A 26,032-nucleotide genomic window follows, 5' to 3' on the forward strand; every position below is an offset into this window, starting at 1 on the left:
GCCGAGCGGAACGACCGGTCGTCTCCCGCGCCGGCCGTCTCCGTCAGGCGCCGCGGGCGACGACGAGCGCGCGGGCCGTGTCGAGCGCGCCCGCGGCGGCCTCGGGGGCGACGCGGACGAGCGCGAACGCCGACACGACGAGGCCGGTGCACGCGTCGGCGAGGACGTCGAGCTCGGCGGCGCGGAGGTGCGGCAGGCGGGCCTCGACGCCGCGTCCCAGCGCGTGGCGGAGCTCGGCGCGGTAGTCGGCGATCACGTGCGCGACGGAGTCGTCGTGCGCGATCGGGGCGGACGCGGCGTTGACCAGCAGGCAGCCGCTCGAGGCGGGCAGCGTGCCCGCGCGAAGGAGCGCTGCGCGCAGGCCGGTCAGGTACTCCTCGAGTGCGTCGGGCGACACGTCCGGTGCGGTCAGCGGCCGCAGGCGCGGGCGGATCACCTCGTCCAGGTAGCTCTCGACGGCGGCGTCGAACAGGCCGCGCTTGGAGCCGAAGGCGTGGTAGATGCTCGAGCGGCTCAGGCCCGTCGCGCGCTCGAGCTCGGGCAGTGGGGCGCCGTCAAAGCCCTGCTCCCAGAAGACGCCGCGCGCGGCCCTGACGACCTCCGTCGTGTCGAACGTCTGTGTGCGTCCCATGGCGATCTCCCGTGGCCCTTTTGTGTACCGGTCGATTCAGTATATATTGAATCGGTCGGTACAGTATTCGCGGCGGAGGCCGCGCGAAGGGAGTCCCCATGGTCATCGCGGGTCTTGCGCTCACGGGCGTCGCGGCGCTGCTGCACGTGTTCATCTTCTATCTCGAGTCGATCGCCTGGACCGGCGAGCGCGCACGGCGCACGTTCGGCACCGGCACGGCCGAGCAGGCCGCGGTGCAGAAGGAGCTCGCCTTCAACCAGGGCTTCTACAACCTGTTCCTCGCCATCGCGGTGGCTCTCGGCATCGTGCTCTACGCCACCGGCGCGACGGCCGTCGGCGCGACGCTCGTCTTCACCGGGGCCGGCTCGATGGTCGCCGCCAGCCTCGTCCTGCTGCTGTCGAGCCCCGACAAGGCCGCCGCGGCGCTGAAGCAGGGAGTGATCCCCGCCCTCGGCGTGGTCGCCTTGGCCGTCGGCCTCGCCGTCTGAGGTCCGCCCGGCAGGAGGCCGCGGCGGGCGCCGCCCGATCCCCTCACACCATCCCTACGAAGGAGCCCCTATGACGCATGCCACGAGCACGCAGATCCACCTCGCCCGCTGACCCGACGGGTGGCCGACCCACGACGACTTCCGCACGGTCGCCGTCGAGCTCGCAGACCTCGCGCCCGGGGAGGTGCGCGTGGCCAACGAGTTCGTCTCTGTCGACCCGTACATGCGCGGCCGGATGAACGACGTGCGCAGCTACGTCGCGCCGTACGCGCTCGGCGAGGTGATCGCCGGCGGCGCCGTGGGACGCGTCGTCGAGTCCGCCGCCGACGCGCTGCCCGTCGGCGCGGTCGTGCTGCACCAGCACGGCTGGAGCGACGTCGTGCAGGCCGACGCGTCGACGTTCCGCGCGGTGCCGGAGATCCCGGGCGTCCCGCTCTCGGTGCGCCTGCACATCCTCGGGATGACGGGTCTCACGGCCTACGTCGGGCTGACGGCGATCGCGGGGCTGAAGGAGTGCGACACGGTGTTCGTCTCGGGCGCCGCCGGCGCCGTCGGCACGGCCGTGGGCCAGATCGCCAAGCTGCTCGGCGCAGGCCGCGTGATCGGATCCGCCGGCACGGCCGAGAAGGTCGCGCTGCTGACCGAGAAGTACGGCTACGACGCGGCGTTCGACTACAAGGACGGGCCGGTGCGCGCGCAGCTCGCCGCCGCGGCGCCCGAGGGCGTCGACGTGTTCTTCGACAACGTCGGGGGCGACCACCTCGAGGCCGCGCTCGACGTCATGAACGACGGCGGGCGTCTCGCGCTGTGCGGAGCCATCGCGGGGTACAACACGACCGAGCGCGTACCGGGGCCCGACAACCTGGCCAACGTCATCACGCGCGGCCTGACCCTGACGGGCTTCACGATCGGCAACCACCTGCACCTCTCGCCCGAGTTCGGCGAGCGGATGGCCGGCTGGTTCGCGGAGGGCCGCGTCGCCTACGACGAGACGATCGTCGACGGCATCGAGAACACGGTCGACGCGTTCCTCGACATGATGCGCGGCGCCAACACCGGCAAGATGCTCGTGCGCATCGCGCGGCCCTCGGCCTGACCGTGGCATCCGGGGGACGGCCGAAGCGGAACGGCCGTCCCCCGGACGCGGGTCAATAGCCCGCGAACGCGTCGGTGGTCACCGAACGCGCGGAGCGCAGCGCCGGCGAGAGCCCCGCGATCAGCGCGGGCGGGCCCGACACGTAGGCGTGCCGGGAGCCGATGTCCCGCACGGCGCCCGCCAGCCCCGCGGCGTCGAGCCGCCCCGTCTCCGTCTGCCAACCGTCCGGCGTCCCCTCGATCGGGTCGCGGCTCCACACGAGCACGCGGATCCCGGTGCGGGCGAGCAGGTCGCGGTAGGCCAGCTCCTCGCCCGTGGACACGACGTAGACCAGCACGATGTCCCGCGCCCGGTCGGTGAGCTCGAGGTGGCGCAGCTGCGACACGAACGGAGTGATGCCGATGCCCGCGGCGACCCACAGCAGCGGCGCGCCCTCGTCGCGCGGAAGCGTGAAGTCGCCCCAGACGCCCGTGACCCGCAGCGGGGCGCCGCCCTCGAGCGACGTGAGCGCGCGCTTGTAGGTGCTCGTCCCGTCGCGGTAGCTGACGCGCACGGTGGGCAGCTCCTCGGGCGCCGAGACGATGCTGAACTCGCGGCGCGTGCCGCGGCCGTCCGGACGCCGGTGGGGCACCTCCAGCTCGAGGTACTGGCCCGGCTGGAACGAGATCGGCCGGGCGCTCTCCAGCACGACCTCGTGCGAGGTCGGCGTGGGAGCCGAGCGGCCGAGCAGCCTCAGCGCGGCGCCCGGACGCGAGCCGATCGCGAGAGCGAACGCGACCAGGTTGCCGATCAGCAGGGCGCGTTCCTGACCGAGGCTGATGCCGCCGATCAGGGGCGACCAGCCGGCGAGCACCGCGACGACCACCGCGACGAGGTACTGCTGGCGTCGACGCGGCGGCAGCGTCAGCGGCTCGGTGAGCATGAACGCGCCCAGGAACAGGAACGGGCCGGACAGCAGGCCGGACGACAGCACCGAGCCGAGGTCGACCGCGAGGTCGAACTGCACGAGCTGCACGACCGTGCGGACCGTGTAGACCGCGGTGGCGACGACGACGAACAGCGCCGCCAGCCGCACCTTCTCCGTGCGCAGCAGCACCGCGAGCCCCGTCAGGATCACGGCCGGCGCGAGCACCGGCGATCCGACCCACCAGGCCGAGAGCGAGAGTCCCGCATCGGGCAGGAGCGCGCCGACGACGGTCACGACGGTCGCGCCCACGGCGGCCGGGTTGAGGATGTGCCGGCCGCGCCAGGCGATCAGGTGCTTGGACAGCGCGGCGGCCGCCGCGGCCAGCGCGACGCCGAGCAGCCCCGCGGGCTCGACGGAGGGGCGCAGCACGAACAGCAGGATGAGCGCCGTGATGAGCGTCGACTCGAGCCGCACGGGTCGCTGCCGCACGAGCTGTGCGGCGACGTCGACGCCGCACCCCACGGCGATCAGGACGACCGCCGTCGCGAGCAGCTCGATCGCGGTAGGCACGACCAGCTCGAACAGCGACAGGACGAGCGCCACCGCGGCCAGGAGGCCGAGCGCGCCCAGGATCAGCCGATACATCGACAGGCGGCCGAGCAGACCGCGGACGCGCAGGCCGCCCGCCCTCAGCGCCGCGATCACGCGAACACCTCCGCGCTTCCGTCGTCGATGCGCGACCCGAGCGACCATTCCAGCCGCCCGTCGCTCAGCATCCGCACCCAGTGGACGCCCCAGCCCGCGGCCAGCTCGGGGCCTCCGTCGAAGAACAGTGCCGTCGCCGTGGCGTCGGCACGCATCGCGGTCTTCGCGATAGCCCAGGTGGCGACGATCGTGCGCACGGGCAGGCCGGTGCGCGCGTCGAGCACGTGGTGCAGCCCGTCGCCCCATGCGCGCCGGTTGGCGGCGGAGGCGCACAGCGCCTCGTCGTGGATCGTGATCACGCCGATCGCGCGCCGCGTGTCGTAGGGGTGCTCGAGCGCCACGCGCTGGGTCGTGCCGCGGGCGAGGATGTCGCCGCCCGCGTCCACGACGCCGTCGCCCGGCAGCAGCCCGGCCACGATGTCGACGAGACGGCCCTTGCCGAGCGCGCCGACGTCGATCACGCCCGGCCCGCGCAGGGCGAGCAGGCCGCCGGACCACGTCAGGCGCTCGCGCCAGTCGGCCGGCGCGGGCATCGGCTCGCCCGCGCGCAGCGAGTACGAGGCGTCGTACCCGAGGCGCTCGAGCGAGCCGCCGATCAGCGGGTTGACGGCGCCGTCGGTGGCGTCGGAGAGCGACGCGTACGCGTCGAGCATCTCCTGGCCGTCTGTCGACAGGGCGATGGCGCCGCCGGAGGCGGCGAGCCCGGAGACGAGCGAGTCGTCCCGGAAGCGCGACCACTCCGCGTCGAACGCGTCGACGCGCCCCTGGACCCGGGAACGGGCCGCCGGATCCAGGGGCTGCGGGGTCTCGACGCTCCAGGCGGTGCCGATCGCGTCGAACTCCCAGCGGGAAGCCGGTGGCCCGGCGCTCACGGTCTCGGGCATGTCAGGCCGCCGCGTCCTGCTTGATCTGCTCGATCGCGCTGTTGAAGCCGCCGCTGGTCAGCGACGAGCCGGCGACGCGGTCGACCGACAGGTCGTCGATGTCGACGCCCACGACCTCGGCCGCGATGCCGTCGATGAACTGCGACTGGTACTGCTGGCTCTCGGAGGCCTGCGGATCGCCGCTCACCTCCACGTCCGTGACGATGTCGTCCTCGAGGGTGACCGTGACCGTCACCGTCTCGACCGACTGCGGGGTCTGGTACGAGCCGTCGGCGGTGTAGGTGCCGTCGGTGTAGTCGCTCGTGCCGTCGTCGGTCGACGTCTCGGTCGACGTGTCCGTGCTGTCGGTCGTGCTCGTGTCGGTGGACTGCTCGGTCGACGTGCCTGTGTCGGTCGACGTGCTGTCCTCGGCGGATTCCGCCGTCGCGGTCGTGCCGCATCCGGCCAGCACCAGGACTCCCATGACGCCCGCGAGGGCGGCGCCGCTGCGAATGGATCGGTTCATCTCGGTCTCCTCGGTCGGTGCCGCGCTCCTGCGGCCATGAGGTCACCGTACGGAACCTGCCCCGATGGATGGTCGGGATCGCCTATGCGGTTCCTATGAGGATGGGGCGGGATGGAGCTCCCGTTCAGCGGAGGAGCGACGCCGCGAGGTCGAGCGCCCCGTGCACCCCCGACAGGTCGCCGAGCGCCGGGGGCACGACGTAGTCGCCCTCCGGATCCTCGGCGGGGTGGGTCGAGCCGAGGTAGCCGCCCACGAGGGACGCCAGGCGTCGGCGCGCTGCGGGCAGCAGCCCAGGAGTCTTCGAGACGCCTCCGCCGACCACGATGCGGCGCGGCGCGACCGACAGCGTCAGCGTCAGGCACAGCTGCGCGACGTAGCCCGCGAGCAGCTCGATCTCGGCGGCATCGCGCGCGGGGCGTCCCCAGCGGTCCTGGACGGCGGGTCCGGAGACCAGACCCTCGAGGCAGTCGCCGTGGAACGGGCAGCGGCCGGCGAACGGATCGTCGGCGTCGCGCCGGACGAGGATGTGGCCGAGTTCGGGGGTGCCCTGGCCGGTGACGAGCTCGCCGTGCACCATCACCCCGGCCCCGACCCCGGTGCCGACGGTCACGTACGCGGCGTCGTCCAGCCCCTGCAACGCCCCGCGGGCCCGTTCGCCGAGGAGGGAGCCGGTCACATCGGTCACGAAGGACACCGGCACGGGGTCGAGCCCGGCGAGCGCTCGGCGCAGGTCGGTGAAGGCCCAGCCCGGCTTGGGCGTCGTCGTCACGCTGCCGTAGTGAGGCGATGCGGGATCGGTGTCGACGGGGCCGAAGGAGGCGACGCCGACCGCGCGGATCGGGGTGCGCATGTGGTGGCGGCCGAGGAAGTCGGCGATGTCGCCCAGGGTGGACTCGGGGTCGCGGGTGTCGACGCGCAGGCTGTCGACGATCTCGTGCGGGCTGTCGGCCGGGGACACGGCGCAGAAGACCTTCGTGCCGCCGGTCTCGATGCCTGCGACGGCGTCGGCGCCGCTGAGGAGGCCGGAGACGGGGGAGGAATCGGCGTTGCTCACGCCCAGACTCTAGCCCAGCGGACGCGCAGAGGCGTCCGGTTTTGCGCGAACTGCGCGAAAACGGGGGCGGTTGTCGAGAATTGTTCGCGCACTCTGCGCGGACTATGCAATACTCATACGCACTGGTGCGCGAACTGTGACGTTCTCCCGAGCGTCCAAGAGGTGCGACGTGGGTGTCGCGCCACTCGCAGGGGCCTGCGGTCGCTGCCCTCAGCGCGCCACCGAGTACAAGGGAGTATCAATGCGGACATCACGGGCCCTGCTGGGCATCGTCGGCGCCTCCGCTCTCGTCGTCGGTCTCGCCGGATGCACCGCGGGCGGCGGCGAGGAGGCGACGGGCGACGGCACCACCTTCAGCTACCGGATCCCCGACCGGTTCAAGAACTGGCTCGAGGACGACCTCTGGAACGAGCCGCTGCAGGAGGGCGCGGGTGTCGACGTCGAGGTCGTGGACGGCGGCCCCGAGGACAAGCACTATCAGCAGCTCGACCTGCTGCTGTCGTCCGGCGACCTCGAGGACGCCACGGTGGCGACGATGGCCCAGACCCAGGTCTACGGCCCCCAGGGCGCGTTCCTCGACCTGGCGCCGCTGATCGAGGAGCACGCCCCGAACCTCGCCGCATACATCGAGGACAACCCCGACTTCAAGGCGCTCGTGCAGAACGAGGACGGCAGCATCTACGGGCTCGTCAACGAGTACCCGAAGGTGTCGATCCTGTCGTTCTACCGCGAGGACATGCTGGCCGAGGCCGGAATCCCGGAGGCGCCGACGAGCGTCGAGGACTTCACCGAGGCGCTGCGCGCCCTGAAGGACACCTTCGGGTCCGACTCCGGCTACTACCCGCTCGGCGGCCGCGACACCTTCGTCAACTACCAGTACGCGTTCGCCGCCAACGACGGCATCGACGAGGCGGGCGACGTCCACGGCGTCTACGAGTCGGGCCGCGGGCTCGACATCCACGCGGACGGCGCGCGCGACATGGTCGAGTGGTACACGACCCTCTACTCCGAGGGCCTGATCGACCCCGAGTGGGTCAAGGGCGTCATCACCGAGGAGGACTGGCAGACGAAGATGCTCACCGGGAAGATCTCGGTGACGAACGACTTCTTCACGCGCCCGGCCTGGTTCCTCGCCAACGCGGACACGGACACGTATCCCGACTACAGCATCGGCACGATGCCCGCACTGACCAACGGCGGCGAGCAGATGATGCAGGCGGCGAACGAGCGGTACAACCTGAACCGCGTCTTCGTCGTCAACGCCAAGTCGCAGAACTCGCTCGCGGTGATCCAGTTCCTCGACCACCTCTACAGCGAAGAGGGCCAGGACACCTACCACTGGGGCGTCGAGGGCGAGTCGTACGAGGTCGTCGACGGCGAGAAGCAGTACACGGTGTCGTACGCCGACAACGCCGACCAGGAGGTCGGCAAGCCGGTGTGGAACTTCATGCAGGACCGCCTCACGTATCCCGCTCCGGTGAGCGACGAGGCCTTCTACGCGTGGTCCGACGACTTCACCAAGACCTTCTCGACCGACTACTTCGAGAACTACCTGGTCAGCAACCCGGTGCTGAAGTACAGCACCGAGCAGCAGGAGCGCCGCTCGAAGCTGCTGGCCTCGGTCGACCCGTTCATCGACGCCGAGATGGTGAAGTTCGTCACCGGCGAGCGCTCGATCGACGACTGGGACGCCTTCGTGGCCGAGGCGGACGAGCTCGGCTATGCCGAGATCACGGAGATCGACCAGGCGGCCTGGGACGCCATGAACTGACGGGCACCACAGGGGCCCGCGGCGATCGAGCCGCGGGCCCCTGCCCGCGACGAGGAAGAACATGAGCCAGACGACAGCCGACGTCAAGACCCCCGCCGTCCCCGCCGGGCGGCGCCCGCGAGCGAGGCGCGGCCCGTCCCTGTGGAGACGCATGGTGGCAGCCCGCTGGCTGTACCTCATGCTGCTGCCCGGGCTCATCCACCTGGCGCTGTTCAAGCTGGCGCCGGTGTCGGCGCTCGTCATCGCCTTCCAGGACTTCTCGAGCTTCCTCGGGATCGGCGGCAGCCCCTGGGTCGGCTTCCAGAACTTCGTCGACTTCTTCAACGACCCGGCCGTCGGGCGGCTCGTGGTCAACACCGTGATCCTCGCGGTGCTCGTGCTGTTCGTCAGCTTCCCCATCCCGATCGCCTTCGCGCTCCTGCTGAATGAGGTGCGCCTGCGCTGGTTCCGCAAGAGCGTGCAGACGCTCAGCTTCGTGCCCTACTTCGTCTCCTCGGCCGTGCTGGTCAGCATCATGTACACGCTGCTGTCGCCCAGCGGCGGCGTCGTGAACATCGTGATCGAGGCCTTCGGCGGATCCGCCGTGTCGTTCTTCACCGAGCCCGAGTGGTTCCGTCCGCTGTACACGACGATGCACGTGTGGCAGAACTTCGGCTACTCGGTGATCATCTACGTCGCCGCGATGTCGAGCATCGACCCCGCCCTCTACGAGGCGGCCGAGCTCGACGGCGCCGGCCGCTGGCGCAAGATGTTCAGCGTCACGCTGCCCGGCATCTCCACCATGATCGCCGTCATGCTCATCCTGAACGTGGGCCAGATCCTCACGGTCGACCTGGACAAGATCCTGCTCATGTACAACCCGAGCGTGTACGAGACCGCCGACGTCATCCAGACCTACGTCTACCGGCTCGCCTTCGCCTCGGACGGCTTCCCCGACTACAGCTACGCGGCCGCGGTCGGCCTCATCCAGGGCCTCATCGCGTTCGTGCTGGTGGTGGCGACGAACCGCGCCTCGCGGCGCTTCTCCGACTCGAGGGTGTTCTGACGATGACTGATCAGCAGCGTGCCACGACGGCGACCGAGCTCCTGTCGACCTCCGGCCCGGCTCGGAGGCGGCGTCAGCGCAAGCCCGAGCTGTTCGACGTCCTCAACGGACTGATCCTCGGGCTGATCGCGATCGCGTGCGTCTACCCGTTCCTGTACATCGTCGCCGTCGCGTTCTCGGACGGGCGGGCGGTGCTCCAGGACCGCGTGTTCCTGTGGCCGGTGGACGTCAACACCGAGACGTTCTCGTACATCCTCTCCAACGAGCGGCTCGGCGTCGTGCGGGCGCTGCTGAACTCGATCCTCTACACGGTCGTCGGCACCGCCGTCGCGGTGATCCTCACGTATCTCACGGCGTACGCGCTGTCGAAGAAGCGGCTGCCCGGCGCGCGGATCGTGATGCTGCTGTTCATCATCACGTGGATCTTCGACGCCGGCATCGTGCCCGCCTACATCGTCAACAGCGGCCTGGGCCTGGTCAACAACTGGCTGATCATGGTGCTGCCCCTGGCGATCAGCACGTTCCTCCTCATCGTGACGAAGTCCTTCATCGAGGCGATCCCGGACGAGCTCGAGGAGTCGGCGTTCATGGACGGCGCCAACGACTTCCAGATCCTGACCCGGATCTACATGCCGTTGTCGAAGCCCGTCGTCGCGACGATCTCGATCTTCTACGCGGTGCAGACGTGGAACTCGTTCCTGTGGCCGCTCATCTACCTGCGCGACGCGTCGCTGCAGCCGATCCAGGTGGTGCTGTACCGTCTGCTGCTGGGCAGCGACGACCAGGCGCTGAACTTCCAGCAGACCGTGAGCAACGGGTTCCTCGTGATCCCGGAGAACATCCGCGCGGCCACGATGCTCTTCGCGATCGTGCCCGTGCTGCTGTTCTATCCGTACGCGCAGCGGTACTTCAGCAAGGGGATCCTGGTCGGTGCGGTGAAGGGGTGACGCGATGACGTCGGTCACGGAGGGCATGCGCATCGGGTGCGTCTGGATCGCGCGCCTCGCCTGGCTCAACCTGCTCTGGCTGCTGTTCACCCTGGCGGGCCTGGTGGTGCTCGGGCTCTTCCCGTCGACCGTGGCCGGCTACCAGATCGCGCGTGACCTCGTGCACCGGCCGGAGAGCCGCGAGGAGCCGATGCTGCGCCGCTACGCCGCCCTCGTGCGCGCGAGCGCCGTGCGGGCCAACCTCGCCGGGGCGGTCGTCGTCGCCGTCGGGCTGCTGCTCGGCGTCGGCCTGCAGCTGGCCTGGACGGCTGACGGGGCCTCATGGCAGCTGCCCGTGCTCGGGGTCACGGTGGTCGCCGCCGTGGCGTTCGCGGGCGGGCTCGTGCACCTGCCGTTCTTCGCCGCGCACGTCGAGGCGCCCCCGCGGGCGATCGTCCGGGCCTCCTGGCTGTACGCGCTCTCGCACCCCGTCGGCACCGTGCTGATCTGCGGAGCGTGGATCGGGCTGTCGTTCCTGCTCGGGGCGTTCCCGGCGGCGGCGCCGTTCTTCTGCTTCGCACCGGTGGCCGTGCTCACCGCGCTTCTCGACGTGCGCGGCTTCCGCGTCCTCGAGCAGCGGCAGGCCGTCGCGGCCGCGCGCTGACGCACGGGACGTCCCGTCCGGCGACGAGCCGGGGCGCCCCGTCCGGACACGGATCGGGGCGCCCCGCGGCGGTCGTCAGGCGACCCGGGTCAGGCGACGCGGCGGGCGGCGGCCCCTCGGCTCATCGAGACGGCCTGCTGCACGGCGACCACGAGGCTCTCGTGCGACGCGGTGCCCGTGCCGGCGATGTCGAACGCGGTGCCGTGGTCGACGGAGGTCCGGATGACGGGCAGTCCGACGGTGACGTTGACGCCGGCCTCGATGCCGAGCACCTTCACCGGGCCGTGGCCCTGGTCGTGGTACATCGCGACGATGAGGTCGTAGTCGCCGCGCGAGGCGAGGAAGAACGCCGTGTCTGCGGGCAGGGGGCCGTGCACGTCGTGCCCCTCGGCGGCGACGCGCTCGACCGCGGGGGTGATCTTCTCGGCCTCCTCGCCGTAGCCGAACAGGCCGTTCTCGCCCGCATGGGGGTTGATCGCGCAGACGCCCACCCGCGGCGAGTCGATGCCGGCGTCCTGCATGGCCTTCAGGCCGCGACGGATGGTGCGCTCGACCAGGCCGGGCTCGATCCGGCGGATCGCGTCGATCAGGCCGACGTGGGTCGTCACGTGGATGACGCGCACGCGCGGCGTCGAGAGCAGCATCGAGACCTCCTCGACGCCGCACAGCGCCGCCAGCATCTCGGTGTGCCCGGGGTACAGGTGTCCCGCCGCGTGGAGCGCCTTCTTGTTCAGCGGGGCGGTGCAGATCGCGTCGACGCGGCCGGCGGTCGCGAACTCCGCCGCGGTCGCGACGTAGCGGTAGGCGGCGTCGCCGGCCACGGGGCTGAGCTCGCCCCACGGCAGATCGGCGGGGATCAGGCCCAGGTCGACCACGTCGATGCGGCCGGCGGCCGGCTCCGCCTCCTCCGGCGCGGCGATCGCGCGGATCTCGACGTCCACGCCCTGCAGCGCGGCGGCGGCGCGCAGGCGCCCGGCGTCGCCGACGACGAACGGCCGGCACGCGCTCGCGACCTCGGGGTCGAGCAGCGCGCGGACGATGATCTCGGGGCCGATCCCCGCGGCATCGCCCATGGTCACGGCGATGATCGGCAGCGTCGTCGCGGCGGTGTCGTCGGTCACTGAGGTCCTTCTTCCTGATGGTCGCCCCGGGGGATGTCCCCGAGGAGAGTCGTGATGATCCGGTCGAGCGAGTCGTCGTCGCCGAAGCTGCCGGGACGGGTGACGACCGGGCGGCCGCCGGAGGCGATGCCGAGCACGGCGCCGGGATGCACCTCGCCGGCGACGACGAGCGCGCGCTCGTCGAGGGACTGGAGCGTGCGGCGCGCCGTCTCGCCGCCGATGAGGGCGAGCGCCGCCGTCGGGCGGGCGCGGACGGCGGCGGCCACGGCGGCGCCGATGCGGCTCGCGACGCCGACGTCGTGCGCGCCGTCGACCGGGACGGTGGCGACGACCACGACGCGCGACGGCCCGTCGAGCGCCGCGGCGATCCGGGCGGCCAGGTCGGCCGGATCGTCCGCCGCGTCGGCGACCACGGTCTCGGCGGACCGTCGCAGGGCGGCCCGCTGCCTCCCCACCGCGGGCTCGAGGCTTCCGAGCACCAGGACGACCCGTTCGGCGCGCGCCGTGGAGGCCGCCGCCGGGGCGGCGGGCCGTCGCGGCGACACGGTCAGCAGGGCGTCCAGCAGTCCGGCGCTCCCGACGGGGGTCACGGGACCGCTCGCTGCGCACAGGGCGCGCGCGATCGCGTGCAGGTCGGCGGTGTCGACCGCGTCCGGGAGATGGACGACACCCTCGGCGGGGTCGCGGGCGAGGCGGTCGGCGAAGGCGCCGGAGCGCACGTCGTCGAGGCTCGCCGGCCGGACCTCGAGTCCCGCGGGCACCAGGTCCGAGAGACGCCGAGGCGCCGCGGACGCCTCCGTCCGCCAGGCCGACCCCTCCGCGACGGAGAGCGGCACGCCGTGCATCAGCGGGACGCCATCGCTCACGGTGCGCGCGAGGGCGGGCAGGGCGGGGGCGAGGACGACCGCCGCGCCCCGCGCGGCCGCCGCGATCAGCTCGGCGACGGGCCCGCGCAGCTGCGAGTCGATCTTGACGTAGTCGGGGCGCGGGCCCGCGCCCATCGCCCGGGAGATCCGCGCCGCGGCCTCGGCGCCGGCGTTGCGCACGTCGAGGTCCTCGATCGCGACGACGCCGTCCTCCGCCCGGCCGGTGAGCACCACCGCCGCCGCGTGCCCGTGCCGGTGCACCACTCCCGCCGCCTCCGCGGCCCCCGAGAGGTCGTCGGCGACGAGCCGGGCGAACGGCGCCGGCGTCACGCTGTGGCGACGGCGGGCGCGACGACGACGCTGATGCCGGCCGCGCGGAACTCGTCCAGCGCCGACTCCGGCGCCGCCTCGTCGGTCACGAGCGTCCAGGGCAGGTCGAGCCGGGCCCAGGCGTCGAAGGGGGCGTGGCCGAGCTTCGCCGCGTGCGCCAGCACGTACAGGGACCGGGTCCGTCGGGCGACGATCTCCTTGAAGCGGGTCTGCTCCAGCTCGGCCTCGCAGAGCCCCCGGTCGGCCGTCACGCCGTCGGCGCTGATGAAGGCGCGGTCGAAGCTCATGCGGTCGAGGGACGCCTCGGCCAGCGGGCCCACGAACGCGCCGCTGAGCGGGCGCAGCCGCCCGCCGAGGCACTGCACCGTCAGCGCGCTCGCCGACTGCAGCTGGCTGACGACGGGGAGGCTCGACGTGGTCACGGTGGCGGGCGTCTGCCTCGTGGTGAGCTCCCGCGCGAGGAGCGCGGTGGTCGACCCGGCGTCGAGGAAGATCGACTCGCCGCGCTCGACCTGGCCGGCGGCCCACGAGACGATCGACCGCTTCGCGTCGAGCGCCTCGGAGCGCCGCTGCAGCAGAGACGCCTCGGGCAGGTGGGACGTCGAGATGGCGCCGCCGTACGTGCGTGCCAGCCGCCCGTCGCTGCTGAGCGTCGCGAGGTCGCGGCGGATCGTCGACGCCGTCACGCCGAAGCGCTCGGCGAGGTCGTCGACGTTCGTCAGTCCCACGTCCGTCGCGAGCGCGAGGATCTCGTCGCGTCGTTGCTGGGTTCGGCGTTGCTTCATGGGCGCGCCCCCTCCCTTGGCCTGCGGGCGGCCCGGTGCCACCTCGACGATCCTATTATGAACTGCGCGATTCGTGCTAACGTTACTGCGCGAAAAGCGCAATCTTTCGAAGCCGAGGAGTGCTGTGCCGATGGCCGATGTTGTCCCCCCGATCGACGGCGTCCTCGTCCGGAGCCGTGATCGCGCCGAGGCGCTGATCCCCACGGACCGCGCCGAGAACCACGCCTCCTTCCTGCACCGCCTGCCGGACGGGTCTCTCGCAGCGGTCTGGTTCGCCGGCGAGCGCGAGGGCACGCCCGACGTGCGGATCCAGCTCTCCCGCCTCGACGAGGCCACCGGCCGCTGGAGCGCCGCGGAGGCGGTCTCGCCGCGCTCCGGGCAGTCGCACCAGAACCCCGTGCTCGCGACGCTGCCCGACGGCGCCGTCTGGCTGCTCTACACCGCGCAGGACTTCGGCGCGCAGGACACCGCGCTGCTGATGCGCCGCGTGTCGCAGGACGGCGGGCGGACGTGGGGCGAACCCGAGGCGCTGATCGAGGACCGCGGCGTCTTCATCCGGCAGGACCTCGTCGTGCTGGGCGACGGCACGCTGCTCCTGCCGATCTTCCGCTGCCACCCGCTGCCCGGCCGGCAGTGGTTCGGCGACGCCGACACGAGCGCCGTGCTGCGCAGCACCGACGGCGGCCGCTCCTGGACCGAGGTGCCCGTGCCCGGCAGCGTCGGCGCGGTGCACATGGACATCGTGCCCTTCGAGGACGGCGGGCTCGTCGCCTTCTTCCGCAGCCGGTGGGCCGACGCCGTCTACCGGAGCGAGTCGGCGGACTCCGGCCTCAGCTGGAGCGAGCCGCGCGCGATCGCGGTTCCGAACAACAACTCCTCGATCCAGATGCGCCGCGCCCCCGCGCTCGGAGCGGACAGCGTGCTGGCGGTGCTCAACCCGATCGCCGCCGCCCCCGGCAGCGAGCTCGGCGAGGCGGAGCGCGAGCACGACGAGGGCAAGGTGACCGCGCCCGGCGCCGCCGCCCCGCTCGACCGGCACGCGGTGTGGGGCGTCGAGCGCATCCCCCTGTCGCTGCTGCGCTCCGACGACCGCGGGCGCACCTGGCAGCGGGTGCTCGACCTGGAGACCGCCGACGCGGTCCCCGCCGCCGTGCTCGAGCGTGCGGGCGACCGCGCCATGGAGATGTCCTATCCGGTGCTCCTGACCGACCCGGACGGCGACGTCCACGTGACCTACTCCTACTGCCGGCTGGCGATCAAGCACGTGCTGGTGCCGCGCGAGGCGCTGGGAGAGGCGCGTTGAGCGCGACGGCCGCGGTGCTCGGCACCATGACGTTCGGCGACGGCCTCGACGAGCCCTCCTCGAGGCAGGTGCTGGACGAGGCGTTGGATCGCGGCCTGCGGGACGTGGACACGGCGAACGGCTACGCCGGCGGGGCGAGCGAGCAGATCCTCGGCCGTGCGCTCTCCGGGCGGCGGGACGAGGTGCGGCTCGCGAGCAAGGTCGGCATGCCCCACCCCGATGCGGAGGGCGCCGCGCCCCTGTCGCGCATCGCCATCGAGCGCTGCGTGGCCGGCTCTCTCCGGCGGCTGGCGACCGACCGCCTCGACCTCTACTACCTGCACCAGCCGGACCGCGCGACGCCCGTGGGCGAGACGCTGGACACGCTGGCCGGCCTGCTCGACGACGGCCGCATCCGCGCATGGGGCGTCTCCAACGTCGCTTCCTGGCAGCTCGCCGAGCTCGTCTTCGGCGCGCGCGAGCGCGGCATGGCCGGGCCCGTCGCGAGCCAGCAGCTCTACAACGCGCTGTGTCGCCGCATCGAGCCCGAGTACCGCGAGGCCGCCGAGCGGTTCGACGCCCCGGTGATCGCGTACAACCCGCTCGCCGGTGGTCTGCTCACGGGCCGGCACCGCTACGCGCAGGCGCCGGAGGGCGGACGGTTCGGCGGCGAGCGGCTCGGGCGGATGTACACCGACAGGTACTGGGACCCGCGGATGTTCGAGGCCATCGACCGCCTCCGGGAGGTGGCCGAGGACACCGGTGCGGAGATGCGCGAGCTCGCGCTGCGCTGGCTGGTCGGACGGCCGGGCGTCGCCGGCGTGCTGATCGGGGGCTCGCGCCCCGAGCACGTCCGCTCCAACCTGGATGTGCTGGAGCGCGGCGCCCTGGACCCCGCGCTCGCGGCGCGCATCGACGAGATCGGCGACTGGATCGACGGTCCCGTCCCCGCCTACAACCGGTGATCGAGAGGAAGACGATGAGCAGCACGGAGTTCGCCCGGCGGATGCGCGACCGGGAGAGGATCGTCGGCTACTGGTCGGTGCTCGACGCCCCCGTCGTGCTGGAGCGCCTCGGCCGCGTCGGCTACGACTACGTCGCGATCGACGGCCAGCACGGCCTGCTCGGCTACTCCGGCATCCTCGCCGGGCTGCTGGCGATCGACGCCGGGGCCGCCGCGGGCGGCACCGGCACGGTCGGCCTGGTCCGGGTGCAGAGCAAGGACCCGGCCGTGATCGGCCAGGCGCTCGACGCGGGGGCGCACGGCGTGATCGTCCCGCTCGTGAACCGGCCGGACGACGCCGCACAGGCCGTGGCCGCGGCGACCTACCCCCCGAACGGGGTGCGGTCGTACGGGCCGATGCGCTCGCAGCTGCGGATCGGCCCCACGCCGGCGGAGGCCGACGCGAGCGTCGTGGTCCTCGCCATGATCGAGACCGCCGAGGGGCTCGACCACGTCGAGGAGATCGCGGCGGTGCCCGGCCTGTCGGGCCTGTACATCGGGCCGTCCGACCTCGCGCTCGCCCTGGGGGCCCGCACCCCCGGCGACCCCGAGATCGCCGACCGGTTCTCCGCCGCCCTCGACCGCATCCGCGCGGCGGCCGACGCGCATGGCCTTCCGGTGCTCATCCACACCCCGGACGGCGAGACCGCGCGGCGCCGCCTCGCCGAGGGCTTCACCGGCGCGACGATCGCCAGCGACCTCGTGCACCTCGAGGCCGCCGCGCGCGGCCACCTCCAGACCGCCGTCGGCGACTGACCACCCCCGCGCCGCCGGTCCCCGCGGCCGGCGGCGCGCCCACGCGCCCCCAGGAGGGACCATGCGAGACGGCGTCCAGCTCATCGCCTACGCCGACCGGCTCGGCGGCACCATCCCCGCCGTCGCGGACGTCGTGCGACGGCGGTTCGGCGATGCCGTGACCGGCATCCACCTGCTGCCGTTCTTCACGCCGCACGACGGCGCCGACGCCGGCTTCGACCCCGTGGACCACACGACGCCCGACCCTCGTCTCGGCACGTGGCAGGACGTCCGCGACGTCGCGGCGACGCACGACCTGGTGGTGGACGTCATCGTCAACCACGTCTCGAGCGAGTCCGACGCGTTCCTCCGGTTCCTGGCCGAGGGGGAGCAGTCGCCCACGGCCGACCTCTTCCTCACCTACGACCGGGTGTTCCCCGACGGGGCGTCCGAGGCCGACCTGACCGCCATCTACCGGCCCCGGCCCGGGCTGCCGTTCACGGCGTACCGCGCGGGCGGCCGTCAGCGACTGCTGTGGACCACCTTCACGCCGCAGCAGATCGACATCGACGTGCGCTCGGGAGCGGGACACGCGTACCTCGTGTCGATCCTCGACCGGCTGGGCGAGGCGGGCGTGTCGATGATCCGCCTGGACGCCGCGGGCTACGCCGTCAAGCGCGCCGGCACCTCGTGCTTCATGACGCCCGAGACGTTCGACTTCATCGACGAGATCGCGGGCCTGGCCCGCGAGCGCGGCATGACAGTGCTCGTCGAGATCCACTCCCACTTCCGCACCCAGATCGAGATCGCCACCCGTGTCGACCGCGTCTACGACTTCGCGCTGCCGCCGCTCGTGCTCCACCTGCTCGCGACCGGCGACGTCGACCCGCTCCTGCGGTGGATCGACGTGCGGCCGCGGAACGCCGTGACCGTGCTCGACACGCACGACGGCATCGGGGTCATCGACGTCGGCGCCGACCCGGACGACCCGGCCCGCGACGGGCTGCTCGCGCCGGCGCAGATCGACGCGCTCGTCGAGGGCATCCATCGCAACACGGGGGGCGAGAGCCGGGAGGCGACCGGCGCCGCCGCGTCGAACCTCGACCTCTATCAGGTCAACGCGACGTTCTTCGCGGCCCTGGGGTCGGACGACGAGCGCTACCTGCTCGCCCGCGCCGTGCAGTTCCTGCTGCCGGGCGTGCCGCAGGTGTACTACGTCGGCGCGCTCGCCGGCGGCGACGACATGGAGCTGCTGGCGGAGACCGGTGTCGGGCGCGACATCAATCGGCATCGGTACGCCGAGGCCGAGGTCGACGCCGCCTTCGAGCGGCCGGTCGTGAGGGCGCTGCGGGCGCTCATGCGGCTGCGGAGCCTCCACCCGGCCTTCGGCGGCGAGTTCCGCAGCGAGGGCGGCGCCGGGCGGCTGGTGCTCGCCTGGGACTCGGGGGCCGACCGCCTGCGCCTGGACGCCATCCCCGGCGAGGGCCTCGTCACGCTGGAGTGGACCGAGGACGGCGCCGCGCACCGCGTCGACGCGCTGCTCGCCCTGGCGGAGCTCGACGCGGACCCCGCCTGAGCAGCGGGGCGAGGGAGGGGGCTCAGGGGTTCAGGGACGAGGAGCGGGCTCGAGCACGAACCGCTCGCGGCCGACCAGCAGCCCGAGGAGGCCCTGGACGACGAGCAGCGCCCCCGAGAACGCCAGGGGCAGCGCCCAGCCGCCGGTGACGGTGTGCAGCAGCCCGAACACCACCGGCGGCAGCGCCGCGAACGCGTACCCGACCGACTGGCCCATCCCCGACAGCGCGGAGGCGGTGTGGTGGTCGCGCGCACGCGAGGCCATGAGCGTCAGCGACATCGCGAGCGACGCTCCGCTCGTGAGGCCCGCCAGCATGCCCCACCACAGGATGCCGCCGGGCGCCGTCACCAGCCCCACGACGGCGACGATCGCGAGCAGCGGCAGCAGGGCCGGCACCCAGCGCTCGAGGCGCCCGCGCAGCACCAGGGGCAGCGCGAGGGAGCTGAGCACGCCGGTCAGCTGGAACATCATGGTGTCGACGCCCGACTGGGCCTCGCCGCGGCCGTACGACAGCGCCATCGGCGCGATCCAGGTGAGCAGCACGTAGAACAGCGACGCCTGCACGCCGAAGTACAGGCCCACCTGCCAGGCCACGGCGTCGCCCCACACGCCGGGCCCCCGCCGGGCCCCGGCGGGGCGGACGGGCCCGCGACCGGATCCCGCGCGACGGTGATGGATGGCCCAGAGGACGAGCGCGATCGGCAGCGTGGCGCACACCGCGACGAGGGCGGCCCGCCACCCCCACGGGCCGGAGCCCGTGTCGACGTGCGAGATCGGCACCACCAGGCCCGACGCGACGGCGCCGCAGCCCGCGAGCAGCGCCGTGTACAGGGCGGTGACCGCGGGGACCCTCGTGCCGAACGACTGCTTCACCACCGCGGGCAGCAGCACGTTCGCCGCGGCCAGGGTGGCGCCGATGACGGCCGTGCCGATCCAGACGCTCGCGACGGCGCCCGGCAGCGAGCGGATCAGCGTGCCGGCCGCCAGAAGGGCGAGAGAGACCGTGAGCACGCGGTTCAGCCCCCACCGCTGCGCGGCCGTGTGCGCGAGGGGCGAGCAGAGGGCCCACGCGATGAGCGGCACGGAGGTCAGGGCGCTGAGCGTCGTGAGCGCGGCTCCCGTGTCGGCCGTCATCTGCTCGAGGAGGGGCCCGATGCCGGTGATCGTCGCGCGCATGTTCACGGCGATCAGGCACAGCGTCAGGAGCAGGAAGCCGAGGTGCACGGCCCGCGGGCGGTCGGCCGAGCCGCGCGCGCCGGGTCCGGCGGCATCGGCCAGGGCGTCTTCGCTCACAGGGCGTGACTCTATCCCTCCGGGGCCGCGTGCCACCGAGGCGGGGTTCCCGTTGAGTGGGAGAGCTCCGCTTCCTGCGCCACGGGCGCCGGGGTGACGATCAGCGGCGCGCGGCCCATGGCGCGCGAGCCCGTGCGGCCGACGGCGTGGGATCGTGGTGCGTAGGCGTCGCGAGCAGCAAGGAGCAGCATGACCGTCACTCATCACGTCCGCGTCCACCGCAGCGAGGAGGGGCTCGCCCGGGAGGACCAGCTCGCCTGGAAGATCGCGCAGGTCGCCGTCGATCCCGTCGAGGTCCTGCCCGAGGTCGTCGACATGGTCGTCAACCGGATCATCGACAACGCCGCCGTCGCGGCCGCCTCCCTCACGCGCACGCCCCCGAGCGCCGCGCGCGCCCAGGCGCTCGACCACCCGGCGTCGCGGGGCGGCGCCGGGGCAGCGGTCTTCGGCGTGCGGGACGCCACCACGAGCCCCGAGTGGGCGGCCTGGGCGAACGGCGTGGCGGTCCGCGAGCTGGACTACCACGACACGTTCCTCGCGGCCGACTACTCGCACCCGGGCGACAACATCCCGCCGATCCTCGCCGTGGCGCAGCACGCCGGCGTGGACGGAGCGGCGCTCGTGCGGGGCATCGCGACCGGCTACGAGGTCCAGGTCGACCTGGTGCGCGCGATCTGCCTGCACCGGCACAAGATCGACCACGTCGCCCACCTCGGGCCGTCCGCCGCCGCCGGCATCGGCACGCTGCTGGGCCTCGACGCCGAGACGATCTACCAGGCCGTGGGCCAGGCGCTGCACACCACCACCGCCACGCGGCAGTCGCGCAAGGGCGAGATCTCGAGCTGGAAGGCGCACGCGCCGGCGTTCGCGGGCAAGCTCGCCGTCGAGGCGGTCGACCGGGCGATGCGCGGCGAGACCTCGCCCAGCCCCATCTACGAGGGCGAGGACGGCGTGATCGCCTGGCTGCTCGACGGCCCCGACGCCGCCTACGAGGTGCCGCTGCCCGGGCCGGGGGAGCCGAAGCGCGGCATCCTCGACACCTACACCAAGGAGCATTCCGCGGAGTACCAGGCCCAGGCGTGGATCGACCTCGCCCGCAGGCTGGGATCGGAGCGCCCCGAGCTGCGCGACCCGGCGAACGTGCGGTCGGTGGTGCTGCACACCTCGCACCACACGCACCACGTGATCGGGTCGGGCGCGGGTGATCCGCAGAAGTACGACCCCGCCGCGTCGCGGGAGACGCTGGACCACTCCATCCCGTACATCTTCGCGGTCGCCCTGCAGGACGGCGGATGGCATCACGTCGACTCGTACGCGCCCGCGCGGGCCGCCCGCCCCGACACGGTCGAGCTGTGGCGCAAGGTCACGACCGCCGAGGACGCGGAGTGGACGCGCCGCTACCACTCCGAGGATCCGGACGAGAAGGCGTTCGGCGGCCGCGTGGTCATCGAGCTGGCCGACGGCACCACCGTGGTCGACGAGATCGCCGTGGCGGACGCGCATCCGCTCGGCGCGCGTCCCTTCGCCCGCGAGGACTACGTCGCGAAGTTCCGCCTGCTCGCGGAGCCGGTGCTGGAGCCGGCCGAGATCGAGCGGTTCCTCGAGCTCGTGCAGCGGCTGCCGGAGCTCGACGCCGACGACGTGCGTCGGCTGAACATCGTCGCCGCGCCCGGCGTGCTGGAGGCGGCCCCCGCCCCGAAGGGACTGTTCTGATGCTGCACTCGACCGTGCCCGCCCACGTCAAGCGCCGGCTCTTCCGGGAGCGGCTGGCCACGGGCGAGCTGCTGCGGCTGCCCGGCGCGTTCAATCCGCTGTCCGCGCGGCTCATCGAGCGCAAGGGCTTCGAGGGGGTGTACATCTCGGGCGCCGTGCTGAGCGCCGACCTGGGCCTGCCCGACATCGGCCTCACGACGCTCACCGAGGTCGCCGCCCGGGGCGCGCAGATCGCCCGCACCACCGACCTGCCGGCGCTGATCGATGCCGACACCGGGTTCGGCGAGCCGATGAACGTGGCCCGGACCATCCAGATGCTGGAGGACGCGGGGGTCGCGGGCGCCCACATCGAGGACCAGGTCAACCCCAAGCGCTGCGGACACCTCGACGGCAAGGCGGTGGTGGACGACACGACGGCGCTGCGCCGCATCCGCGCGGCGGTCGACGCCCGCCGCGACGAGAACTTCCTGGTGATGGCGCGCACCGACATCCGCGCCGTCGAGGGGCTCGACGCGGCGGTGGACCGGGCGAAGGCGCTCGTCGACGCCGGAGCGGACGCCGTGTTCCCGGAGGCCATGCGCACGCTCGAGGAGTTCGCCGCGATCCGGGCGGCCGTCGACGTGCCGATCCTCGCCAACATGACCGAGTTCGGGAAGTCCGACCTGTTCTCCGTCGACCAGCTGCGCGACGTCGGCGTCAACATCGTGATCTGGCCGGTCTCGCTGCTGCGGATCGCGATGGGCGCGGCCGACCGCGCGCTGGACGCCCTGCTGTCGGAGGGGCGCCTGACCGAGCTGCTGCCCCAGATGCAGCATCGCGCCGAGCTCTACGATCTGATCGACTACGAGGGGTACAACCGGTTCGACTCGTCCGTGTTCGACTTCGACATCACGCGCTAGCGTCGCCACCAGAGGAGCTGACGATGACCGACATCAGGAAGGGGCTCGTGGGCGTCGTCGCCGACGAGACCGCGATCTCGAAGGTGAACCCCGAGACCAACTCGCTGCTCTACCGGGGCTACCCGGTGCAGCAGCTCGCCGACACGCAGCCCTTCGAGGCCGTGGCGCACCTGCTGTGGCACGGCGAGCTCCCGGACGACGCGGAGCTCGCCGCGCTGAGGGCGGCTGAGCGCGCCCACCGCGCCCTCGCCCCCGAGGTGCGGGCGGTCATCGACGCGCAGCCCGTGTCGGCGCACCCCATGGACGAGCTGCGCACCGCCGTCAGCGTGCTGGGGGCGGCCGCGACGGCGGGCACCGACAACGTGCTCGAGGCCGTCGGCACGCCTGAGCAGAACGTCGAGCGCAGCGTCCGGCTGTTCGCCGCGCTGCCCGCACTCGTGGCGTACGGACAGCGCCGCCGCCGGGGCCTCGAACCGGTCGAGCCGCGCGACGACCTCGACTACCCCGCCAACCTGCTCTGGATGACGTTCGGCGAGGAGCCGCACGGCACCGTGGTCGACGCCCTGAACCGGTCGCTGACCCTGTACGCCGAGCACTCGTTCAACGCGTCGACGTTCACCGCCCGCGTCATCGCGTCGACCCTCAGCGACCTGTACTCGGCGGTCGTCGGCGCGATCGGGGCGCTCAAGGGCCCGCTGCACGGCGGTGCCAACGAGGCGGTGATGCACGTGTTCGACGAGATCGGCGACGCGTCGCGCGTCGGCCCCTGGCTCGACGAGGCCCTCGCCGAGAAGCGCAAGATCATGGGCTTCGGGCACCGCGTCTACAAGCGCGGCGACTCCCGTGTGCCGACCATGAAGCGGGCGCTCGACGCGCTCGTCGAGCACTACGGGCGTCCCGAGGTGGCCGAGCTCACCGAGACGCTGGAGCGGGAGTTCGTGGACCGCAAGGGCATCTACCCCAACCTCGACTACCCGTCCGGGCCGGCCTACAGCCTGATGGGCTTCGACACCGTGACGTTCACCCCGCTGTTCGTCGCCGCCCGCGTGACGGGCTGGACTGCGCACATCCTGGAGCAGCAGGGCTCCAACGCGCTCATCCGGCCCCTGTCCGAGTACGTGGGGCCCGAGGAGCGGCACGTGCCCGGCTACACGCCCGACGAGACGGACGACGAGCTGCGCAGCCGCCCCGAGGAGGCCTCCTGACCGAGGCCTCGCTCCGCGGACGGTGATCTGGGACACTGGAGGCATGGTCACCGGGGTGCCACTCGACGGCGAAGCCATCGCTCGCGCCAGCGAGCGATTCGGTGTGCGTCGGCTTCGCGTGTTCGGGTCGGCGCTGACGGATCGGTTCGACTCGTCGCGCAGCGATGTGGACTTCCTCGTCGACTTCCATCCGGATCGCGATGATCGGCTGGAGGACTACCTGGGGCTCAAGGACGCGCTCACCGAGATCGTCGGGCGCGATGTCGACCTCGTCGTCGCCGACGCGGTGCGGAACCCCTTCTTCAAGAAGTCCGCCTTCGGGAGCGCTCAGGACGTGTATGCGGCTTGAGAGCGCGAAGCTGCTCTGGGATGCCGTCGAGGCCGCAAAGGCCGTGCGAACGTTCACCGACGGCGTGAAGAAGGAACGGTTCTTCGCCGATCTGCTCCTCCGCTCGGCAGTCGAACGGCAGCTCGAGATCCTCGGCGAGGCGCTGTCCCGCCTTCGCCGCGACGACCTTGAGACGGCGATGCGGATCCCGGAACTGAGCAAGATCATCGGGGTGCGCAACGTCATCGCACACGAGTACGGTGACGTCGACTATGAAACTGTGTGGGCCGTCGTCACGAGGTACATCGAACCGCTGATCGCTGATCTGGACCTCTTGCTGGCTGAAGCCGATCCCCTGTAGCGCAGCGGGTCGGCCGCCGGTCGCTCCGCCCTCCACGCGGCGCGTCAGAAGACGATGGTGTGGTTGCCGTGGCGGATCACGCGGTCCTGGGCGTGCCACAGCACGGCGCGCGACAGCACCGCCCGCTCGACGTCGGCGCCGCGCCGGCGCAGCTCCGGGGTCGAGTCGGCGTGGGTGACGCGGACGACGTCCTGCTCGATGATCGGGCCCTCGTCGAGGTCCTCGGTGACGTAGTGGGCGGTCGCGCCGATCAGCTTGACGCCCCTGTCCTTGGCCTTCTGGTACGGGTTCGCGCCGATGAAGGCGGGCAGGAACGAGTGGTGGATGTTGATGACGGGCACGCCGACCTTCTGCAGGAAGTCGCCCGAGAGGATCTGCATGTAGCGGGCGAGCACGACGACGTCGACCCGGCCGTCGAGGTGGCGCAGGATCTCGGCCTCGGCAGCGCTTTTGTCGGGGCCCGGCTGCGCGGGCACGTGCACGAACGGCACGCCGAACGACGCGACGTCCTCAGCGGTGCGGGTGTGGTTCGAGATCACCATCGGGACGTCCACCGGCAGGGAGCCGCGGCGGTGACGCCACAGCAGGTCGAGCAGGCAGTGGTCCTCGGTGGAGGCCAGGATCGCCATGCGCTTCGGCACCGACTGGTCGCGCAGCGTCCACGTCATGCCGAACGGCCCGAGCGTCGCCGCGAGGTCCTCCTCGAGCTGCGGGAAGGCGTCGGCGAGGCCGGTGCGGTGGAACACGACGCGCTGGAAGAAGTCGCCGCCGACGGGGTCGGTCGAGTGCTGGTCGAGCGAGACGATGTTGCCCTCGTGGCGCGCCACGAGGGCGGCGACCGCGGCGACCACGCCGGGCTGGTCCGGGCCGGAGACGATGAGGCAGGCATGGTCGGTGAGGCCGTCGATCCGCATCCGACAACCCTATCGGCGTCGGGGGACCGCCACTCAGTGGGACCGCTCTCATCCGCGTGATCCCGGCGTCCGAGATACCGGCTTGCGTTCATCGTGTCGATAGTCAAGGCCTTGCCTCGGCGTCCTCGCCCCTGGTTAGCCTGACCACATGACGACCGGAACGATTCGCGAGATCGATTCGGCCTCCGTGGATGCCGATGGAATGCTCTCGCGCACCATGCGGATCCTGGGCTGCTTCACGGCCGACGAGCCGGAGCTGTCCGCCTCTCGGCTGGGGGCCCTGACCGGGCTCTCCTCGTCGACGCTGCACCGGATCCTCGCCCAGATGCTCGACCTGGGGCTGCTCTCCCGCACGCCCGGGCGCCGCTACGCGGTGGGAGTGCGGCTGTGGGAGCTCGGAGAGCTGTCCCCCCTCGCGCTCAGGCTGCGCGAGACCGCGCTGCCCTATATGACGCGCCTGTACGAGGCGACGGGCGAGAACGTGCACCTGGCGGTGCTCGACGCCCCCGCGCCCGAGCGGGCGACCGCGCTGTACGTCGGACGGCTCACCGGCCGCGGGTCCATCCCGACCCTCAGCCGCATGGGCGGCCGGCAGCCGTTGCACACGACCGGTGTCGGCAAGGCGCTGCTGGCCATGCAGAGCGGCGACTGGATCGACCGCTTCCTGGCACAGCCGCTGGAGCGCGAGACGATGTACTCGATCACCGAGCCGGACGCGATCCGGATGGAGATCGACCGTGCCCGCGCACGCGGCTACGCGACCACCCGCGAGGAGATGACGCTCGGCAACGTGTCGGTCGCCGCGCCGGTCGGCTCGATCGCCGGCCTGCCGCCGGCCGCCCTCGGGGTGGTCACCCGCATCGACGGCGCCGACACCCGGCGTCTCGGGGCGCTGGTGACCCAGACGGCCGCCGACCTCGGTCGTGCGCTGCGCGCGCTCTGACG

Annotated in this window: 25 protein-coding genes and 1 pseudogene; 16 read left to right on the forward strand and 10 right to left on the reverse strand. The window is 72.4% G+C overall.

Going from position 1 to position 26,032, the window contains the following annotated elements; translation table 11 throughout:
- Positions 1-43 precede the first annotated feature (43 nt).
- The gene (locus K5S26_RS06065; RefSeq protein ID WP_221856989.1) at positions 44-631 is read right to left on the reverse strand and encodes a TetR/AcrR family transcriptional regulator; all 588 of its coding nucleotides are present in this window, start codon (positions 629-631) and stop codon (positions 44-46) included.
- Positions 632-729: 98 nt separating this feature from the next.
- Here K5S26_RS06065 and K5S26_RS06070 point away from each other — a divergent pair, with 98 nt between their 5' ends.
- Both K5S26_RS06070 and K5S26_RS06075 read left to right on the forward strand, forming a co-directional pair.
- Positions 730-1,119: a DUF1304 domain-containing protein gene (locus tag K5S26_RS06070; RefSeq protein WP_221856991.1), complete on the forward strand. Its 390-nt coding sequence runs from the start codon at positions 730-732 to the stop codon at positions 1,117-1,119.
- Positions 1,120-1,189: 70 nt separating this feature from the next.
- Positions 1,190-2,215 (forward strand): annotated as a pseudogene (locus K5S26_RS06075) (NADP-dependent oxidoreductase).
- A gap of 52 nt (positions 2,216-2,267) precedes the next feature.
- Here the strand turns inward: K5S26_RS06075 and K5S26_RS06080 are convergent.
- The 4 genes from K5S26_RS06080 to K5S26_RS06095 form a co-directional block, all read right to left on the reverse strand.
- Positions 2,268-3,827, reverse strand: a complete 1,560-nt coding sequence (locus tag K5S26_RS06080; RefSeq protein WP_308122807.1) for an FAD-dependent oxidoreductase — start codon at positions 3,825-3,827, stop codon at positions 2,268-2,270.
- Positions 3,824-4,711 carry an FAD:protein FMN transferase gene (locus tag K5S26_RS06085; protein WP_221856995.1) on the reverse strand — a complete coding sequence of 296 codons (888 nt, stop codon included), beginning with the start codon at positions 4,709-4,711 and terminating at the stop codon, positions 3,824-3,826. Before K5S26_RS06085 ends, K5S26_RS06080 begins: the two co-directional genes overlap by 4 nt.
- A 1-nt stretch (position 4,712) precedes the next feature.
- Positions 4,713-5,216: an FMN-binding protein gene (locus tag K5S26_RS06090; RefSeq protein ID WP_221856997.1), complete on the reverse strand. Its 504-nt coding sequence runs from the start codon at positions 5,214-5,216 to the stop codon at positions 4,713-4,715.
- A gap of 124 nt (positions 5,217-5,340) precedes the next feature.
- Complete coding sequence (locus K5S26_RS06095) at positions 5,341-6,270, reverse strand: ROK family protein (protein ID WP_221856999.1); 930 nt, start codon at positions 6,268-6,270, stop codon at positions 5,341-5,343.
- A gap of 241 nt (positions 6,271-6,511) precedes the next feature.
- Here K5S26_RS06095 and K5S26_RS06100 point away from each other — a divergent pair, with 241 nt between their 5' ends.
- The 4 genes from K5S26_RS06100 (at position 6,512) to K5S26_RS06115 (ending at position 10,676) form a co-directional block, all read left to right on the forward strand.
- Complete coding sequence (locus K5S26_RS06100) at positions 6,512-8,041, forward strand: extracellular solute-binding protein (protein ID WP_221857001.1); 1,530 nt, start codon at positions 6,512-6,514, stop codon at positions 8,039-8,041.
- 61 nt (positions 8,042-8,102) lie between these two features.
- A complete protein-coding gene (locus K5S26_RS06105) occupies positions 8,103-9,086 on the forward strand; it encodes an ABC transporter permease (protein WP_221857003.1) in 984 nt (327 codons plus the stop codon).
- Between the two features lie 2 nt (positions 9,087-9,088).
- Positions 9,089-10,033, forward strand: coding sequence for a carbohydrate ABC transporter permease (locus tag K5S26_RS06110; protein WP_221857005.1), 945 nt, complete (start codon positions 9,089-9,091; stop codon positions 10,031-10,033).
- A 4-nt stretch (positions 10,034-10,037) separates the two neighbouring features.
- Positions 10,038-10,676 carry a DUF624 domain-containing protein gene (locus K5S26_RS06115; RefSeq protein ID WP_221857007.1) on the forward strand — a complete coding sequence of 213 codons (639 nt, stop codon included), beginning with the start codon at positions 10,038-10,040 and terminating at the stop codon, positions 10,674-10,676.
- A gap of 89 nt (positions 10,677-10,765) precedes the next feature.
- Here the strand turns inward: K5S26_RS06115 and pdxA are convergent, their stop codons facing one another.
- Genes pdxA through K5S26_RS06130 form a run of 3 tightly spaced genes read right to left on the reverse strand, consistent with a single transcriptional unit; the run spans position 10,766 to position 13,778 of the window.
- Complete coding sequence (gene pdxA, locus K5S26_RS06120; protein ID WP_308122808.1) at positions 10,766-11,797, reverse strand: 4-hydroxythreonine-4-phosphate dehydrogenase PdxA; 1,032 nt, start codon at positions 11,795-11,797, stop codon at positions 10,766-10,768.
- Positions 11,794-12,993, reverse strand: coding sequence for a four-carbon acid sugar kinase family protein (locus K5S26_RS06125; protein ID WP_221857009.1), 1,200 nt, complete (start codon positions 12,991-12,993; stop codon positions 11,794-11,796). Before K5S26_RS06125 ends, pdxA begins: the two co-directional genes overlap by 4 nt.
- Positions 12,990-13,778: a DeoR/GlpR family DNA-binding transcription regulator gene (locus K5S26_RS06130; protein ID WP_221857011.1), complete on the reverse strand. Its 789-nt coding sequence runs from the start codon at positions 13,776-13,778 to the stop codon at positions 12,990-12,992. The genes K5S26_RS06125 and K5S26_RS06130 overlap by 4 nt, the downstream gene beginning before the upstream one ends.
- A gap of 130 nt (positions 13,779-13,908) precedes the next feature.
- Here K5S26_RS06130 and K5S26_RS06135 point away from each other — a divergent pair, with 130 nt between their 5' ends.
- The 4 genes from K5S26_RS06135 to gtfA all read left to right on the forward strand — a co-directional run bounded on the left by K5S26_RS06135 (position 13,909) and on the right by gtfA (position 18,374).
- Complete coding sequence (locus K5S26_RS06135; RefSeq protein WP_221857012.1) at positions 13,909-15,081, forward strand: sialidase family protein; 1,173 nt, start codon at positions 13,909-13,911, stop codon at positions 15,079-15,081.
- Positions 15,078-16,025 (forward strand): aldo/keto reductase, encoded by a 948-nt coding sequence (locus K5S26_RS06140; protein ID WP_246603690.1) that lies wholly within the window; start codon positions 15,078-15,080, stop codon positions 16,023-16,025. Before K5S26_RS06135 ends, K5S26_RS06140 begins: the two co-directional genes overlap by 4 nt.
- Before the next feature lie 14 nt (positions 16,026-16,039).
- Positions 16,040-16,819 (forward strand): HpcH/HpaI aldolase family protein, encoded by a 780-nt coding sequence (locus tag K5S26_RS06145; protein WP_221857013.1) that lies wholly within the window; start codon positions 16,040-16,042, stop codon positions 16,817-16,819.
- Between the two features lie 61 nt (positions 16,820-16,880).
- Entirely contained in the window at positions 16,881-18,374 is a 1,494-nt protein-coding gene (gene gtfA, locus K5S26_RS06150) for a sucrose phosphorylase (protein ID WP_221857014.1), read from the forward strand.
- A gap of 30 nt (positions 18,375-18,404) precedes the next feature.
- Here the strand turns inward: gtfA and K5S26_RS06155 are convergent, their stop codons facing one another.
- Positions 18,405-19,667: an MFS transporter gene (locus K5S26_RS06155; protein WP_308122809.1), complete on the reverse strand. Its 1,263-nt coding sequence runs from the start codon at positions 19,665-19,667 to the stop codon at positions 18,405-18,407.
- Positions 19,668-19,856: 189 nt separating this feature from the next.
- On the opposite strand from K5S26_RS06155, the gene K5S26_RS06160 reads away from it, so the two are divergent.
- From K5S26_RS06160 to K5S26_RS06180, 5 genes are read left to right on the forward strand one after another with little or no spacing between them, the layout of a single operon-like run.
- Entirely contained in the window at positions 19,857-21,380 is a 1,524-nt protein-coding gene (locus K5S26_RS06160; RefSeq protein ID WP_221857016.1) for an MmgE/PrpD family protein, read from the forward strand.
- Entirely contained in the window at positions 21,380-22,279 is a 900-nt protein-coding gene (prpB, locus tag K5S26_RS06165) for a methylisocitrate lyase (RefSeq protein ID WP_221857017.1), read from the forward strand. The genes K5S26_RS06160 and prpB overlap by 1 nt, the downstream gene beginning before the upstream one ends.
- Positions 22,280-22,302: 23 nt before the next feature.
- Complete coding sequence (locus K5S26_RS06170; RefSeq protein WP_372454388.1) at positions 22,303-23,484, forward strand: bifunctional 2-methylcitrate synthase/citrate synthase; 1,182 nt, start codon at positions 22,303-22,305, stop codon at positions 23,482-23,484.
- Positions 23,485-23,527: 43 nt separating this feature from the next.
- Positions 23,528-23,833, forward strand: a complete 306-nt coding sequence (locus tag K5S26_RS06175) for a nucleotidyltransferase family protein (RefSeq protein ID WP_221857020.1) — start codon at positions 23,528-23,530, stop codon at positions 23,831-23,833.
- A complete protein-coding gene (locus tag K5S26_RS06180; protein ID WP_221857021.1) occupies positions 23,823-24,173 on the forward strand; it encodes a HepT-like ribonuclease domain-containing protein in 351 nt (116 codons plus the stop codon). The genes K5S26_RS06175 and K5S26_RS06180 overlap by 11 nt, the downstream gene beginning before the upstream one ends.
- 44 nt (positions 24,174-24,217) lie before the next feature.
- Here K5S26_RS06180 and purU read toward each other — a convergent pair whose 3' ends face one another.
- The gene (gene purU, locus K5S26_RS06185) at positions 24,218-25,087 is read right to left on the reverse strand and encodes a formyltetrahydrofolate deformylase (RefSeq protein ID WP_221857023.1); all 870 of its coding nucleotides are present in this window, start codon (positions 25,085-25,087) and stop codon (positions 24,218-24,220) included.
- Between the two features lie 148 nt (positions 25,088-25,235).
- On the opposite strand from purU, the gene K5S26_RS06190 reads away from it, so the two are divergent.
- A complete protein-coding gene (locus K5S26_RS06190; protein ID WP_221857025.1) occupies positions 25,236-26,030 on the forward strand; it encodes an IclR family transcriptional regulator in 795 nt (264 codons plus the stop codon).
- The last annotated feature ends 2 nt before the right edge of the window (positions 26,031-26,032 follow it).

It is taken from the genome of Microbacterium marinilacus (assembly GCF_019753765.1).
GTDB lineage: Bacteria > Actinomycetota > Actinomycetes > Actinomycetales > Microbacteriaceae > Microbacterium > Microbacterium marinilacus.